The sequence below is a fragment of the Streptomyces sp. NPDC034099 genome (genome assembly GCF_055575415.1).
The window spans coordinates 1-17,830 of the sequence record NZ_JBVISR010000033.1 but is presented as its reverse complement, the minus strand read 5'-3'; the positions used below and the strand labels follow the sequence as shown (position 1 = coordinate 17,830).

Sequence of the window (17,830 nt, the reverse complement as noted above, 5' to 3'; positions counted from 1 at the left end):
CCTCTGCACCCTCTTCGCCGAAGTACTCGGCACCGACACCGTCACCATCGACGACGACTTCTTCCACCTCGGCGGCCACTCCCTCCTCGCCACCACACTCATCAGCCGCATCCGCACGACCATCGGTGCCGAGTTGCCCATCCGGCAACTGTTCGAGACACCCACCGTCGCCGGTATCAGCGCCACGCTCGACCAGGAGTCGTCCCGTGCTGCCGTACGGCGTCCCGGTGTCACGGCCGGACCGAGGCCTGGACGGATCCCCGTCTCCTACGCCCAGCAGCGGCTGCGGTTCCTCAGTCTGCTGGAGGACGGCAGTACCGCCTACAACGCACCCGGCGCATTGCGGCTCACCGGAGCCCTGGACCAGGAGGCCCTGCGGCAGGCCCTCGCGGACGTCGTGGCCCGGCACGAGAGCCTGCGGACCGTCTTCGCCGAGGACGAGGGCGGCTTCACCCAGGTGATCCTGGAGCCCTACGAGGTGGCCCTGGGGTTCGACGTCGTCGCGGTGGACGAGGAGCGGCTCGGGGCACGGCTGGCGGACGCGGCACGGTACCCCTTCGACCTGGCCGCGGAACCGCCCCTGCGGGCCACCCTGTTCGAGGTCGCCGACGACGAGTACGTACTCCTGCTGCTCCTGCACCACATCGCCGGCGACGGTTCGTCGATGCGTCCGCTGGCTCGTGACCTGGCCGCCGCCTACGCGGCCCGGGTGCGGGGGGCGACGCCGGAGTGGGCGCCGCTGCCGGTCCAGTACGCCGACTACAGCCTCTGGCAGCGGGAAGTCCTCGGCTCCGAGGACGACCCCACCAGCGAGATCTCCCGCCAACTCGACTACTGGACCCACACCCTCGCCGGACTGCCCGACCAGCTCGAACTCCCCTACGACCGCCCCCGCAGTGAGGTGGTCACACAGCACGGTGGCCAGGTGTCCCTGCGGATTCCGGCCGAACTCCACGGGCGGCTGCACGAGTTGGCGCGGGCGACGCGCTCCAGTCTGTTCATGGTGTTCCAGGCGGGGCTCGCCGCCCTGCTGACCCGGCTCGGCGCGGGCACGGACATCCCCCTCGGATCGCCGGTCGCGGGCCGCACCGACGCGGCCGTCGAGGAGCTGGTCGGGTTCTTCGCCAACACGCTGGTGCTGCGCACCGACACCTCGGGCGACCCGACGTTCGCCGAACTCGTGGAGCGTGTGAGGGCACGGAGCCTGGAGGCCTACCAGCACCAGGACCTGCCGTTCGAGCGGCTGGTGGAGGCCGTCAACCCGGAACGCTCGCTCACCCGGCACCCCCTCTTCCAGGTGTGCCTGACCCTTCACAACACCGACCCGCGTGCCACGGTCGCCGAGGAGGCGCGGCTGCCGGGACTGGCGGTGGAGCTGGAGCGGCTGCCCATCGAGGACACCAAGTTCGACCTCAACTGGGAGCTGACGGAACACGTCGACGGCGTCGGGCGGCCCGCGGGTGTCACCGTCGACCTGGAGTTCTCGGCCGAACTGTTCGACCGCGGCACCGCCCGCTCGGTGGCCGACCGCTTCGTGCGCCTGCTGTCCGCCACGGCCCGCGACGCGGAGGTCCCGATCGGCGAGGTCGACGTTCTCGCCCCGGGCGAGCGCACGGCGATCCTGGACGAGTGGAGCGACGCGGCCCGGCCCCCGGTGGCGGCCGCGCTGTCCGGCTCGTCCCTGCCGCGGACGGCGGACGACGCTCGCGTGTACGTCCTCGACGACTCCCTGGCCCCGGTGCCGCCCGGGGTCACGGGGCAGCTGTATGTTTCGGGCTCCGGTCCGGCCGGTGACGCCGAGGAGCAGGAGCGGTGGCTGCCGTGTCCGTTCGGCCGCGCGGGCTGGATGTACCGCACCGGCACGTCGGCGCGCTGGTCGGCCGACGGTGAGCTGCGGCTCGTCGAGGTGCCCGGGCGGGCGCCCGCCGGCTCGGCGGAGGTGTGGCCCGCGCGTTCCCGCGGTCCGCGCAGCCCGCGGGAGCAGATCCTGTGCACCGTCTTCGCCGAGCTGCTCGGGGTCGCCTCCGTGGGCATCGACGACGACTTCTTCGACCGCGGCGGACATTCCCTGTCGGCGGTACGACTGCTCAGCCGGATCCGCACGGTGCTCGGTGTGGAGCTGTCCATCCGCCGGCTCTTCGAGAACCCGACGGTCGCCGGCGTCGTCGAGGCGCTCGACGAGGCGTCGGGCGCCCGCCGGCCGGTCACCGCCGTGGCGCGCCCCGCCCGGATCCCGCTGTCGTACGCCCAGCAGCGGCTGTGGTTCCTCAACCACCTGGAGGGGCCGAGCGCCACGTACAACATCCCGGTCGCGCTGGGCTTGAAGGGCGCGCTCGACCGGGCCGCGCTGCGTCTGGCGCTCACCGACGTCGTCGCCCGGCACGAGTCGCTGCGGACCCTGTTCGCCGAGGACTCCGACGGCGCGCGGCAGATCGTCCTGCCCGCCGACCACGCGACGCCGGAACTGACCGAGGTCGACGTGGCGCCCGGCGAGTTGCAGGGCAGGATACGTACCGCGGCGTCGCACCCCTTCGACCTCGCGTCCGAGCTTCCCGTCCGGGCCTGGCTGTTCTCCTCGCACGACGGGGAGCGGGTCCTGGTCCTGGTGGTCCACCACATCGCCGGAGACGGCTGGTCGATGGGCCCCCTCGCCCGCGACCTGTCGCTCGCCTACACCGCCCGCGCTCGCGGGGAGGCCCCGGCGTGGACGCCGCTTCCCGTTCAGTACGCCGACTACACGCTGTGGCAGCGGGAGGTGCTCGGCTCCGAGGACGCCCCGGACAGCGAGATCTCCCGGCAGCTGGCCCACTGGAAGACCGCGCTGGCGGATCTTCCGGAGGAGCTGGAGCTGCCGGTCGACCGGCCCCGCCCGGCACGGCAGTCGCACCGCGGCGGCCGGGTGCCCTTCGAGGTGTCCGCCGGTCTGCACGCACGGCTGGCCGCGTTCGCCAGGGAGACGGGCACCAGCCTGTTCATGGTGACGCAGGCCGCCCTGGCCACCCTGCTCACCCGGCTGGGCGCGGGCACCGACATCCCGATCGGCAGTCCCGTGGCGGGCCGCACCGACGCGGCTGTCGAGGACCTCGTCGGGTTCTTCGTGAACACCCTGGTCCTGCGCACGGACACCTCGGGCGACCCGACGTTCGCCGAGCTGGTCGGCCGGGTCAGGGGGACCAACCTCGGCGCCTACGGTCACCAGGACGTGCCCTTCGAGCGGCTCGTGGAAGTGCTCAGCCCCGTCCGCTCGCTGGCCCGTCACCCGCTCTTCCAGGTGCTGCTCGGCTTCGACAACAACCAGGAGGCGCTGGAGATCCTGCGGCTGCCCGGCCTCACGGTGGACGTGCACGCGCCGGAGACCGGACGCGCCAAGTTCGACCTGGCGTTCTTCTTCGACGAGCGCTACGGCCCGCACGGCGAGCCCGAGGGTCTGGGCGGGGCCGTCGAGTACAACTCCGACCTTTTCGACCGCAGCACCGCGCAGGAGTTCGCCGAGCGGCTGCTGCGTGTCCTGGAGGGAGCCGTCGCCGACCCGGAGCGGCCCATCGGCCGGCTGGAGGTGATGTCGCCCGCCGAACGTGGCCGTGTGGTGGACGAGTGGAACCGCACCGCTCACGACGTGCCCCCGTTGCCGGTGCCGACGCTCTTCGAGCGGCAGGTCGCGGCCGAACCCCGGGCGACCGCGGTGCTCGGTGAGGACGTCACCCTCTCCTACGCCGAGCTGAACGCCCGCGCGAACCGCCTGGCGCGTCTGCTGGCCGCCTCGGGAGTGGGGGCCGAGGACGTCGTCGCGATCGCCCTCCCCCGGTCGGCCGACCTGGTGGTGGCCCTGGTGGCCGCCCTGAAGGCGGGTGCCGCCTACCTCACGCTCGACATCTCGGCCCCCGAGCAGCGGCTCCGCGCGGTACTGACCGACTGCGGCCCGCGCGTCGTCGTCACCGACGTGGCCACCCGGCCCCTCCTGGGCGACGGGATCGCCCTCGATGTCGTCCTCGACGCCCCGGAGACGGACCGGGAACTCGCCGCGACCGCGGACGCCGACCTGACCGACGCGGACCGGGTCCGCCCGCTGGATCTCCGGCACCCCGCCTACGTCGTGTACACCTCGGGCTCCACCGGCACCCCCAAGGGTGTGGTGATGCCGATGAGTTCGCTCGTCAACCTGCTCGCCTGGCACACCGGAACGTACTGCGGCGGTGTCGGCACCCGCACGGCCCAGTTCCTCGCCGTCTCGTTCGACTTCGCGGTGCAGGAGATCCTGCAGGCGCTGGTCGTCGGCAAGACCCTGGTGATCCCGGAGGAGCACGTCCGCCGCGACGCCTACGAACTGGCCCAGTGGATCGCCAGGTACAGCGTCAACGAACTGTTCGCGCCGACCCTCGTGATCGACGCCGTGCTGGCGGCGGCCGCCGACACCGGTGAACGGCTCGACTCCCTCACCGACCTCTTCCAGGGCGGGGAGCAGTTCCGGCTCAGTCACGAGCTGAGGGAGTTCTGCGCGAGCGGCTGGCGGCGGATGGCCCACAACATCTACGGCCCGGCCGAGACCCACGCGGCCACCACCGCGACCCTCCCCGGGGACATCGACGAGTGGCCCACCGCCGCCTCCATCGGGCAGCCGCTGTGGAACGCCTCGGTGTACGTCCTCGACGCCGGGCTGCGGCCGGTACCGCCGGGCGTGCGCGGTGAGCTCTACATCGGAGGCGCTCAGCTGGCCCGCGGCTACCTCGGCCGCCCCGACCGTACGGCGGAACGGTTCGTCGCCTCACCGTTCGGGCGGCCCGGCGCGCGTCTCTACCGCACCGGCGACGTCGTGCGGTGGAACCACTGCGGCGAGCTGGAGTTCCTGGGCCGCGCCGACCACCAGGTCAAGATCGGCGGTTTCCGTGTGGAGCCGGGCGAGGTCGAGGCCGTGCTCGCCGACCACCCGGGCGTCGAGACGGCGGTCGTGGTCACCCGCGAGGAGTCCGCCGGCCCCACCCGGCTCGTGGCGTACGTGGTGCCGGAGGGCCAGGACGCCGACCCGGCGCTGGGCCGCACGCTGCGTGCCCACCTCGAGCAGCAGCTGCCGCACTACATGGTCCCGTCCTTCGTCGTCCCGCTCGACGAGCTGCCGCTCACCGCCAACGGCAAGCTCGACCGGCGGGCATTGCCCGCCCCCGGCACCGACGCGGTGGCCGCGGGCCCGCGTACCGAGCGGGAGAAGGCGCTGTGCGGGCTGTTCGCGGACGTCCTGGGCCTTGCCGAGGTGGGCGTCGACGACGGGTTCTTCGACCTCGGCGGCGACAGCATCATGTCGATCCAGCTGGTCAGCCGCGCCCGACGGGCCGGACTCGAACTGTCCGTACGCGACGTCTTCGAGCACCGGACCGTGGCGGCACTGGCCGAGATCGTCACCGAGACCGACACCACCGTCACGGAGGAACCCGGCGCCGGCATCGGCGACGTACCCCTGACACCGATCAAGCGGTGGCTGCTCGCGCGCACCGACGACCTGGACGCGTTCAACATGTCCGCCGTGCTGCGCGTGCCGGCCGGCCTGGACGCCGACGCGCTCATCGAAGCCGTACAGGCCCTGCTCGACCACCACGACGCACTGCGCGCCCGTCTCACGCCGGCTCCGGGGCGGCGGCTGGAGGTCCGGGAGCCGGGAAGCGTCGACGCCGGCGCCCTGGTCCGGCGGGTGGACGCCTCCGGCGCCGACGGTGCCGGCCTCCACGCCCTCGTCCGGGAGGCGGGCGCGGCCGCCCGTGACCGGCTGCACCTGGGCGAGGGCCGGGTCGTGCAGGCCGTGTGGTTCGACCGTGGGCGGGACAGCGCCGGGATGCTGCTGCTGATCATCCACCACCTGGTCGTCGACGGGGTTTCCTGGCGCATCCTCATCCCCGACCTCGCCGAGGCGTACGAGGCGGTCTCCGCGGGGCGGATGCCCGCCCTGCAACCGGTGGGCACCTCGCTGCGCCGCTGGTCCCAGCGGCTCACGGACGAGGCCGTCAAGTCCGCCTGGGTCGCCGACGCGGCCTGGTGGCAGGACGTCCTGCGGTCCGCCGGGCCCCCGCCGGGCCGCCGGCCGCTGGACCCGGCGAGGGATCGTCAGGCAACGGCCGGCCGGCTGACCATGACCCTGCCGGCCGAGGTCACGGAAGCCGTCCTGACCCGCGTTCCCGCCGCCTTCCACGCGGAGGTGAACGACGTGCTGCTCACCGCGTTCGCCCTCGCCTGGGCGCGCTGGCGGCACGGCGGGCCGGAGCTGCTGCTCGACCTGGAGGGGCACGGCCGCGAGGAGCACCTCGTGGAGGGTGCCGACCTGTCCCGTACGGTCGGCTGGTTCACCAACCTGTACCCGGTACGCCTCGACACGGGCGGTGTGGACCTCGTGCGTGCCTTCGCGGGCGGGTCGGCGGCGGGCGCCGCCGCGAAACGGATCAAGGAGCAGCTCAGGTCCGTCCCCGACAAGGGCATGGGCTACGGCCTGGTCCGTCATCTCAACCCGGCCACCGCGGCCGGCTTCGACGGCCTCGCCGCTCCCCACGTGGCGTTCAACTACCTCGGCCGGTTCACCGCCGCCGACGGCGACCGGGCCGCCGACTGGACTCCGGTCACCGGCGTCGACGCCGTCGCCGGCGACCCTCCGCAGCTGCCGCTCGCCCACCCGCTGGAGCTCAACTCCCGTACCGAGGACGGCCCGGAGGGCTCCGAGCTGGTCGCGTTCTGGACCTGGGCCGAGGGGATCCTCGACGAGGACGAGGTGCGCGAGCTGGCCGAACTGTGGTTCCAGGCGCTGCGCGCCCTGGTCACGCACTCCGAGAACCCCCACGCGGGCGGTCTCACCCCCTCCGACGTCTCCCTGTCCTCCATCGGTCAGGACGAGATCGAGGCGTTCGAGGAAGAACTGGACGACCTGTTCGACGACTTCGACGACGAACCGCACGATTTCGAGAAGGAAGAAGAGGCCAGCAAGTGAGTCGCACAGCGCGGAAGATCGAGGACATCCTGCCGCTGGCCCCGCTCCAGGAGGGCCTGCTCTTCCACAGCGTCTACGACGAGGGCGAGCTCGACCCCTATGTCGTGCAGATGTCGTTCGACATCGACGGTGCGCTGGACACCGCGGCCCTGCGCACCGCCGCCGAGAAGCTGCTGGCCCGGCACGCCAACCTGCGGGTCGCCTTCCGGCAGCGCAAGAGCGGCGACTGGGCGCAGCTGGTCATGCGGGAGGTGCCGCTGCCGTGGACCGAGCGCGACCTGAGCGCTCTGCCCGAGGCCGAACGCGCCGAGGCCGCCGCCGGCCTGATCGCCGCCGAACGCGCCACGCGCTTCGACGTGACGCGGCCGCCGCTGCTGCGCTTCACCCTGCTGCGGCTCGGCGCCGACCGGCACCGCCTCGTCCTGACCAACCACCACCTCCTGCTCGACGGCTGGTCCCTGCCCGTCCTGATGGGTGACCTGTTCGCGCTCTACGACGCCGCGGGCGACGACAGCGCGCTGCCCAGGGTGCGCCCCTACCGCGACTACCTCACGTGGCTGGAGGGCCAGGACCGGGACGCCGCCCGCGACGCCTGGCGCGAGACGTTCGCCGACCTCGAGGAACCCACCCTCGTGGCACCCGGCGCCGACCGTGCCGCGGTCGCCGGGGCCGAGGTCCGGGCCGAGCTGCCCCGGGAGGAGACCGCGGCGCTCACCGAGCTGGCACGCGGCCGGGGTCTCACCCTCAGCACCGTGGTGCAGAGCGCCTGGGCGATCGCCCTCAGCAAGCACCTGGGGCGGGACGACATCGTGTTCGGCACCACCGTCTCCGGACGTCCGCCGGAGATCGACGGCGTCGAACGCATGGTGGGCCTGTTCATCAACACGCTGCCCTCACGGGTACGGCTGCGGGCCGCCGAACCGCTCGCCGGGCTCGTCGCCCGCGTCCAGCGCGAACAGGCCGCACTGACCCCGCACCAGCACCTCGGTCTGGCGGACATCCAGCGCACCGTGGGGCACGGCGAACTCTTCGACACCTCCATGGTGTTCCAGAACTATCCCGTCAACCGTTCCGGCACCGCGGGCACCGGCATCGGCGCCGCCATCAGCCTGGCCCCCGGCAAGAACCGGGAGGCCACCCACTACCCGCTGCTGCTGATCGCGGCCGCCCGCGACAGCATGACGTTCCGGCTCAACCATCGTCCCGACCTCTTCGACGCGGCCACCGCCCAGCAGATCCTGGACCGCTTCGTCCGTGTCCTGCGCGCCCTCGTCGCCGACCCGGAGCAGCCCGTCGGACGCCTCGACCTGCTCACCGACCGGGAACGCGACAACGTGCTGCGAGTGTGGAACGACACCGCACACGACGTCCCGGACGCCACGGTCCTCGGCCTGTTCCGCGCCCAGGCGGACCGCACCCCGCAGGCCCCGGCCGTCACGAGTGCCGGCCGCACCCTGACGTACGCCGAGCTCGACGCCCGCTCCAGCCGCCTGGCCCACCTGCTGGCCGAGCACGGTGCGGCACCCGAGCGGTTCGTCGCGATCGCGCTGCCCCGGAACTGCGAGACGGTCGTCGCCCTGCTCGCCGTCCTCAAGACGGGCGCGGCCTACCTGCCCGTGGACCCCGACTATCCGGCGGAGCGCATCGCGTTCATGCTGGAGGACACCGAGCCCGCGCTGCTGCTCACCACCCGCGAACTCGCCCCCGGCATCCCCGACTCGGGTGCGCCGCGGCTCCTCCTGGACGACCCGGCCCACACCGAGGATCTCGCCGCCCGTCCCGCCACCGCGCCCGCCGTGCCGATACCGCCCGGCCTCCCCGCGTACGTGATCTACACCTCGGGCTCCACCGGACGGCCCAAGGGCGTCGTCATCGAGCACCGCTCGCTCGGCGCCTATCTCCAGTGGGCCCGCGACGCCTACCCGGCGATGACGGGCACCTCGCTGCTGCACTCGCCGATCAGCTTCGACCTCACCGTCACCGCCCTCTACACGACCCTCGTCTCCGGCGGCCTGGTGCGCGTCGCCGACCTCGACGAGCGGGCCGCCGAGGGCCCCGGGGCCACCTTCCTCAAGGGCACCCCCAGTGTGCTCGCCCTGCTGGAGGCCCTGCCGACCGAGGCGTCCCCGAGCGAGCTGATCATGCTGGGTGGTGAACTCCTGCTCGGCGAGGTCGCCGACCGCTGGCGGGCCCGCCGCCCCGACGCCGACGTCCTCAACGTGTACGGAGCCACCGAGGCCACCGTCAACAGCGTCCAGTACCGCATCCCCGCGGGTGCGCCCGCACCCGCCGGACCGGTCCCCGTGGGCCGGCCCTTCTGGAACACCCAGGTGTACGTCCTCGACAGCGGGCTGCGGCCCGTCCCGCCCGGCGTCCCCGGCGAGGCCTACATCGCCGGCACGGGGCTCGCCCGCGGCTACTGGCGGCGCGCGGCCCTCACCTCCGAGCGGTTCGTCGCCAACCCCTACGGTCCGCCCGGCTCCCGCATGTACCGGACCGGCGACGTGCTGCGCTGGAACCACGACGGCCGGCTGGAGTTCGTGGGCCGCGGCGACGGCCAGGTCAAACTCCGCGGCTACCGCATCGAACTGGGTGAGATCGAGGCCGTCCTCGCCGGTCACGAGGGCGTGACCCAGGCCGCCGTCCTGCTCCGCGAGGACCAGCCCGGCGACAAGCGACTCGTCGCCTACGCGGCGACCGCGGGCGCCTCCGTGGCTGCCGACGCCCTGCGCGCCCTGGCCACCGACCGGCTCCCCGACTACATGGTGCCGTCCGCCTTCGTGGTCCTGGACGCCTTCCCGCTCACCCCGAACGGCAAGCTGGACCGCCGCGCCCTGCCCGCCCCCGACTACGGGCCGCAGGCGGGTGGCGGACGAGCCCCGCGCTCCCCCCGCGAGGACATTCTCTGCACCCTCTTCGCCGAGGTGCTGGGCGTCGGCCCGGTCACCATCGACGACGACTTCTTCGCCCTGGGCGGCCACTCCCTGCTCGCCACCAAACTCGTCAGCCGCATCCGCTCGGCACTCGGTGCAGAGATGGCCATCCGGCAGCTCTTCGAGACCCCCACCGTCGCCGGTCTGTCCGGAGCCCTCGACACCGGCAACGGCGCCGCACGCACGCCGGTCGCCGCCGTGCTCCCGCGCCCCGAGCGGCTGCCCCTCTCCCACGCCCAGCGCCGGCTGTGGTTCCTGCACCGCTTCGAGGGTCCCAGCGCCGCCTACAACTCCCCCGTCGCCCTCCGCCTCTCCGGGACCCTCGACCGTGCGGCGCTGGAGAACGCCCTCGCCGACCTGACCGCACGGCACGAAACCCTCCGCACGGTCCTCGCCGAGGACGCCGAGGGACCCCATCAGGTCGTGCTGGACGAGGTGCGCCCGTCCCTCGCCGTCGTGCCCAGCGACGCCACCCGGCTGGCCGCCGATCTCTCCGAGGCCGCGGGCCACGCCTTCGACCTGGCCTCCGAACCGCCCCTGCGAGCCACCCTGTTCGAGGTCGGCGGCGACGAGCACGTCCTGCTGCTGCTCACCCACCACGTCGCGACCGACGCATGGTCCCGGGCCCCGCTGGCCCGCGACCTGACGGCGGCGTACGCGGCCCGGGTGCGGGGTGCCGCCCCGCAGTGGGCGCCGCTGCCGGTCCAGTACGCCGACTACAGCATCTGGCAGCAGGTCGTCCTCGGCTCCGAGGACGACCCGGACAGCGAGGCCGGCCAACAGCTCGACTACTGGGAGAGGACGCTGGCGGACCTTCCCCAGGAACTGTCCCTGCCCTTCGACCGCCCCCGGCCGGCCGTGGCCTCCCATCGCGGTGACGTCGTCACCTTCGAGCTCCCGCCGGAACTCCACGACCGTCTGACCCGCGTGGCCCGCGACAGCCGCACGAGCCTGTTCATGGTGCTCCAGGCGAGCCTGGCCACGCTGCTGTCCCGGCTGGGCGCGGGCACGGACATCCCCCTGGGCACCCCGATCGCCGGCCGCACCGACGACGCGCTCGACGACCTGGTCGGCTTCTTCGTGAACACGCTGGTGCTGCGCACCGACGTCTCCGGGGACCCCACCTTCGCGGAGCTGCTGGAGCGGGTGCGGACGGCCGACCTCGCCGCCTACGCCCACCAGGACATGCCGTTCGAACGGCTGGTCGAGGCCGTCAACCCGGAACGCTCGCTGTCCCGGCACCCCCTCTTCCAGACGATGCTGAACCTCAACAACGCCGGTCCGGTGGAGGCTCTCGACGAGATCGCCAAGCTCCCCGGCCTGACCGTGCACCACGAACCCGTGGAGACCCACCGGGTCAAGTTCGACCTGGGCTTCTCCTTCGCCGAGTCCCACAGCACGACCGGCACGCCGGGCGGTCTGCGCGGCGCCCTCCAGTACAGCACCGACGTCTTCGACCGGTCGACCGCCGAATCGCTGGTGCAGCGGATGGTGAAGGTGCTGGAGTGGGTCGTTGCCAGTGGGAACGGCTCCCGGGTTTCCGAGGTGGAGGTGCTGGAGGAGGCTGAGCGGGAGCGGGTGCTGTCCGGCTGGCAGGGACCAACACACAGTCTGCGCGGGGCGTCCTTGCCCCAGCTCTTCAGTGAGCAGGCGGAACGGACACCGGACGCGGTGGCCGTGGAATGCGGTGACCGGAGGCTGACCTACCGGGAGCTGGACGCCTGGTCCGCCCGGACCGCCGGCTGGCTGCACACACAAGGCGTGGGCAGAGGTTCTTTTGTCGCGGTGAAACTGCCGCGCTCGGTCGAACTGATCGTGGCCCTCCTCGCCGTCACCAGGTCCGGCGCCGCCTACGTCCCCGTCGACCCCGAATACCCCGCCGAACGCGTCGCGCACATCCTCTCCGACGCCTCACCCGCACTCGTCATCGACGACACAGCGATGCTCGACCACGCCGCCGAGGCACCGCTGGCGGGGGTCCGTATCGATCCCCACGACCCCGTGTACGTCATCTACACCTCCGGATCGACCGGCAGGCCCAAGGGCGTCGTCGTCGAACACGCCTCCGTCGGCGCCTACCTGGAGCGGGCCCGCGCCGTCTACCCCGACGCCTCCGGCACCGCCCTGCTGCACTCCTCCGTCGCCTTCGACCTCACCGTCACCGCCCTCTACACCCCCCTCGTCAGCGGCGGACGCGTGGTCCTGACCGACCTCGACGAACACGCCGCCACCACCGGACAACCGACCTTCATGAAGGTCACCCCCTCCCACCTCGGCCTCCTCGAAGCCCTCCCCGAAGAGGTCTCCCCCTCGGGAACCCTCATCACCGGTGGCGAGGCCCTGCTCGGCGAAGCCCTCACCGCCTGGCGGACCGCACACCCCGACGTGACGGTGATCAACGCCTACGGGCCCACCGAGGCCACCGTCAACTGCACCGACTACCACATCCCGCCCGGCGAACCCGTTCCCTCCGGGCCGGTTCCCATCGGCCGGCCGTTCTGGAACACCCGCGCCTACGTCCTCGACAACCACCTGCGCCCCGTCCCACCCGGCGTCACCGGCGAACTCTACGTCGCCGGCATCGTCCTCGCCCGCGGCTACCACCACCGCCCCGACCTCACCGCCGAACGCTTCACCGCCGACCCCTACGGCCCACCCGGCACCCGCATGTACCGCACCGGCGACACCGCACGCTGGACCCCCACCGGCCAGCTCACCTACACCGGCCGCGTCGACGACCAGATCAAACTCCGCGGCTTCCGCATCGAACTCGGCGAAATCCAAGCCGTCCTCATGTCCCACCCCCACATCACCCAAGCCGCCGTCATCGTCCGCGAAGACCAACCCGGCGACCAACGCCTCACCGCCTACACCGTCGGCACCACACCCCACCCCATCTCCACCACCGACCTACGCCAACACCTCGCCACCCACCTGCCCGACTACATGATCCCCTCCGCCTTCATCACCCTCGACGAACTCCCCCTCACCCCCAACGGCAAACTCGACCGCCACGCCCTCCCCACACCCGACTACGCGGCCCACACCGAGAACGGACGAGCCCCCCGCACCCCCCACGAAGAAGCCCTCTGCACCCTCTTCGCCGAAGTACTCGGCACCGACACCGTCACCATCGACGACGACTTCTTCCACCTCGGCGGCCACTCCCTCCTGGCAACCAAGCTGGTCAGCCGCATCCGCACGACCATCGGTGCCGAGTTGCCCATCCGGCAGTTGTTCGAGACACCCACCGTCGCCGGTATCAGCGCCACGCTCACTGACAAGGCGCGAGCGGCACGCCGGGGCGTTGTCGCGGTGGATCCGCGTCCGGCACGGATTCCGCTCTCGTACGCCCAGCAGCGGCTGTGGTTCCTCAACCGCTTCGAGGGCCCCAGCGCCACCTACAACGCACCGGTGGCCCTGCGGCTCACCGGAACCCTGGACCGGGAGGCCCTGCGGCAGGCCCTCGCGGACGTCGTGGCCCGGCACGAGAGCCTGCGCACGGTGTTCACGGAGGACGCCGAGGGTGCGCACCAGATCGTCCGGGGCCCGGCCGACGCCCGGCCGGAGTTCACGATCGTGGAGACGGACGAAGCACGTCTGCGTGACGACCTGGCGGGGGCGGCCGGCCACCCCTTCGACCTTGCGGCCGAAATCCCGTTCCGGGCCTCGCTGTTCACCTTGTCCGAGGAGGAACACGTACTCCTCCTGCTGACGCACCACATCGTGAGTGACGCCTGGTCCCGGACGCCGCTGGCCCGTGACCTCACGGCCGCCTACGCGGCCCGGGTGCGCAATGCGGCAGCCCCGGAGTGGGCGCCGCTGCCGGTCCAGTACGCCGACTACAGCTTCTGGCAGCGGGAAGTCCTCGGCTCCGAGGACGACCCCACCAGCGAGATCTCCCGCCAACTCGACTACTGGACCCACACCCTCACCGGACTCCCCGACCAGCTCGAACTCCCCTACGACCGCCCCCGCCCCGCCGCCGCCACCTACCGCGGCGACCGCATCCCCTTCGAACTGTCCGAGGACCTGTACGCGCGCGTCAGTGAGGTGGCCCGGCGCGTTCAGGCGAGCCCGTTCATGGTGCTTCAGGCAGGGCTCGCCGCCCTGCTGACCCGGCTCGGCGCGGGCACGGACATCCCGCTGGGCACGCCGATCGCGGGCCGTACCGACGAGGCCCTGGACGACCTGATCGGCGTCTTCCTGAACACGCTGGTCCTGCGCACGGACACCTCCGAGAACCCGACGTTCGCCGAGCTGGTGGACCGGGTCCGTGAGCGGAACCTCGGTGCCTACGCCCATCAGGACCTGCCGTTCGAGCGGCTGGTGGAGGCCGTCAACCCGGAACGCTCGCTCGCCCGGCACCCCCTCTTCCAGGTGCTTCTCACGCTCAACAACACCGACTACCAAGGCGCGTTGGACTCCCTCGGTGACCTGCCCGGCCTCAGGGCCGAGCGGGAGCCGATCGAGTCGTCCGTCGCCAAGTTCGACCTGGCCTTCGGCTACACGGAGCGTCGCGACCCGCACGGCCGGGTGACCTCTCTGCACGGCGTACTGGAGTTCAGCACCGACCTGTTCGACCGCGTCACCGCCGGCGCCCTCATCGACCGGCTCCTCCGGTTCCTGGACCACGCGGTCACCACCCCGGACGTCAGAATCGGCGACATCGAGATCCTCGCCGGGGCCGAGCGCGGGCGGCTGCTCGAACTCTGGAACGACACAGCTCGTGAGGTGCCGGGGCGTTCGGTGGTGGAGCTGTTCGAGGAGCGGGTTGCCTCGAACCCGGCCGCTGAGGCCGTGGTCGCGGGCGAGGAAGCACTGTCGTACGAGGAGTTGGACGCCCGTGCGGAGCGGCTGGCCCGTGTGCTGGTCGAGCGCGGCGCCGACGCCGAACGGTTCGTGGCAGTGGCCCTGCCCAGGTCCGTGGACCTCGTCGTGGCCCTGCTCGCGGTCTGGAAGACCGGCGCCGCCTACCTCCCCCTCGACACCGAATACCCGGCCGAGCGACTGGCCTACATGCTGGACGACGCCAACCCCGTCCTGCTCCTCACCACCAGCGACCTGACCCCCGTACTGCCGGAGGAACCGGCCGTACCGCGGCTGCTGCTGGACACCCCCGAGACCACCGAGGCTCTGTCGCGGCTCGCGGGCGACCAGTCCCTGACCCGTCCGGCTCTCGCGAACCCGGCCTACGTGATCTACACATCGGGGTCGACGGGGCGCCCAAAGGGTGTGGTCGTGCCGCAGGGCGCGCTGGTGAACTTCCTGACGGCGATGCGTGACCGCTTCGAACTCGGCGCCGGGGACCGCCTGGTGGCGGTGACCACGGTCGGGTTCGACATCGCCGGACTCGAACTCTTCGTGCCCTTGTTGTCGGGCGCGTCGATCACGCTCGCGGAGCGGGATGTCGTCCGGGACCCGGTCGCGTTGTGCGGTTTGGTGCGGTCGTCGGGTGTGTCCGTGATGCAGGCGACGCCGAGCCTGTGGCGGGCGGTGCTGGCAGAGGACGCTTCGGCGCTGGCCGGGGTGCGGGTGCTGGTCGGTGGCGAAGCTCTGCCCGCCGACCTGGCCGAGGCGCTCGTCCAACGGGCGATGTCGGTGACCAACCTGTACGGGCCGACAGAGACGACGATCTGGTCCACGGAATGGCCGGTGACCGCAGACGGTGCACGCCGGCCGCGGATCGGCCGCCCGATCGCCAACACCCGGGTCTACGTGCTCGACGGCACACTGCGGCCCGTTCCGGCCGGAGTGCCGGGCGAGCTCTACATCGCCGGTGACGGCGTCGTACGCGGGTACCACGGCCGACCGGGGCTGACCTCCGAGCGGTTCGTCGCCGACCCCCACGGCCCCTCCGGCACCCGCATGTACCGCACCGGCGACCTCGTCCGCTGGACGGTGGACGGGGAGCTGGAGTACCTCTCCCGCGTCGACGACCAGGTCAAGCTGCGTGGTTTCCGGATCGAGCTGGGCGAGATCGAAGCCGTGCTCGCCGGACACGAGCGAGTGGCCCAGGCCGCCGTGCTCGTCCGCGAGGACCGCCCCGGAGACCGGCGCCTCGTCGCCTACCTCATCCCGGCAGCCGAAGCGGTGGAGACGGCCGAAGTGCGGGCGCATCTCGCCGCCCACCTGCCGGACTACATGGTGCCCTCGGCCTTCGTCACCCTGGACGCCTTCCCCCTCACCCCCAACGGCAAGCTCGACCGCCGCGCTCTGCCCGCGCCCGACCACGGGCCGCAGGCGGGCGACGGGCGGGGGCCGCGCTCCCCCCGCGAGGAGCTGCTCTGCACGCTGTTCGCGGAGGTGCTCGGAGTCGAAGGTGTCACCATCGACGACGACTTCTTCGCCCTGGGCGGCCACTCCCTGCTCGCCACCAAACTCGTCAGTCGCATCCGCACCGTCCTGGACACCGAGATCGCCGTGCGTCGGCTGTTCGAGGCGCCCACGGTCGCCGAACTGGCGGCCGTACTGGACAACGCGACCGGCCCGCGCAAGCCGCTTCGGGCGATCGTCTCCCGGCCCGCGCGTGTTCCGCTGTCGTACGCCCAGCGCCGACTGTGGTTCCTGCACCGCTTCGAGGGTCCCAGCGCCACCTACAACCTGCCCGTCGCCCTGCGGATGACGGGGACACTGGACCAGGAGGCGCTGCGGCTGGCACTGGCGGACGTCGTCGACCGGCACGAGAGCCTGCGGACGGTGTTCGCGGAGGACGCCGAGGGCCCGTACCAGATCCTGCGGGACACCGCTGAGGTGTCTCTCACGGTGACCGCCACCGACGAGGAACACCTGCACGAGGAAGTGGACCGCGCATCCCGCGCGCCCTTCGAGCTGAGCGAGGAACCGCCCCTGCGCGCCTTCCTGTTCGAGCTCGGCGAAGCGGAGTACGTCCTGCTCGCCGTCGTCCACCACATCGCGGGCGACGCCTGGTCGATGGGCCCCCTCGCCCAGGATCTGACGGCGGCGTACGCGGCCCGGGTGCGGGGTGCCGCCCCGCAGTGGGCGCCGCTGCCGGTCCAGTACGCCGACTACAGCCTCTGGCAGCGGGAAGTCCTCGGCTCCGAGGACGACCCCGACAGTGAGGCGGGCCGCCAACTGCACTACTGGAAGCACTCGTTGTCGGGACTGCCGGCGGAGCTTTCGCTGCCGTTCGACCGCCCGAGGCCGGCCACGGCCTCGTATGTGGGTGACCGCGTCACCTTCGAGCTGCCGGAGGACGTGTACAGCGGTCTGGTACGCGTCGCCCGGGATGGCAGGTCCAGTCTGTTCATGGTGCTCCAGACCGCGCTCGCCACGCTGCTGTCCCGGCTGGGCGCGGGCACGGACATCCCGCTGGGTACCCCGATCGCCGGCCGCACCGACGACGCGCTCGACAAGCTGGTCGGCTTCTTCGTGAACACGCTGGTGCTGCGCACCGACGTCTCCGGGGACCCCACGTTCAGCGAACTGCTGGAGCGGGTGCGGACGGCCGACCTCGCCGCCTACGCCCACCAGGACCTGCCCTTCGAGCGGCTGGTCGAAGCGGTGAACCCGGAGCGTTCGCTCTCCCGGCACCCCCTCTTCCAGACCATGCTCACCCTGAACAACACGGACCAGGGCGCGGCGTCCGCCATCGCTTCCCTGCCCGGCCTGGAGGTGAGCAGCCGACCGGTCGGAATCGGCGCCGCCAAATTCGATCTGTCCTTCCGACTCGCCGAACGGCGCCCCACTTCGGAATCCGAGTCCGCCACGTTGGGTGGTGCGCTGGACTACAGCACCGACCTCTTCGACCGGGAGACCGCACAGTCCATCACCGAGCGTTTCGTCCGCGTACTGACCGCCCTGGCTCAGGACCCGGACCTCCGGGTTTCCGAGGTGGAGGTGCTGGAGGAGGCCGAGCGGGAGCGGGTGCTGTCCGGCTGGCAGGGAGCAACACGCACCCTGCGCGGGGCGTCCT

Annotated in this window: 2 protein-coding genes; both read left to right on the top strand. The window is 72.2% G+C overall.

All coding sequences use genetic code 11. The features are described 5' to 3' along the window. Positions 1 to 6,961 (top strand): amino acid adenylation domain-containing protein (locus ACZ56V_RS39385; protein ID WP_468948742.1); only part of this gene is annotated, 6,961 nt, incomplete at its 5' end. Further along, positions 6,958 to 17,830, top strand: a 10,873-nt coding sequence (locus tag ACZ56V_RS39380; protein ID WP_468948740.1) for a non-ribosomal peptide synthetase, incomplete at its 3' end; no start/stop codon positions are given. The genes ACZ56V_RS39385 and ACZ56V_RS39380, both read left to right, overlap by 4 nt.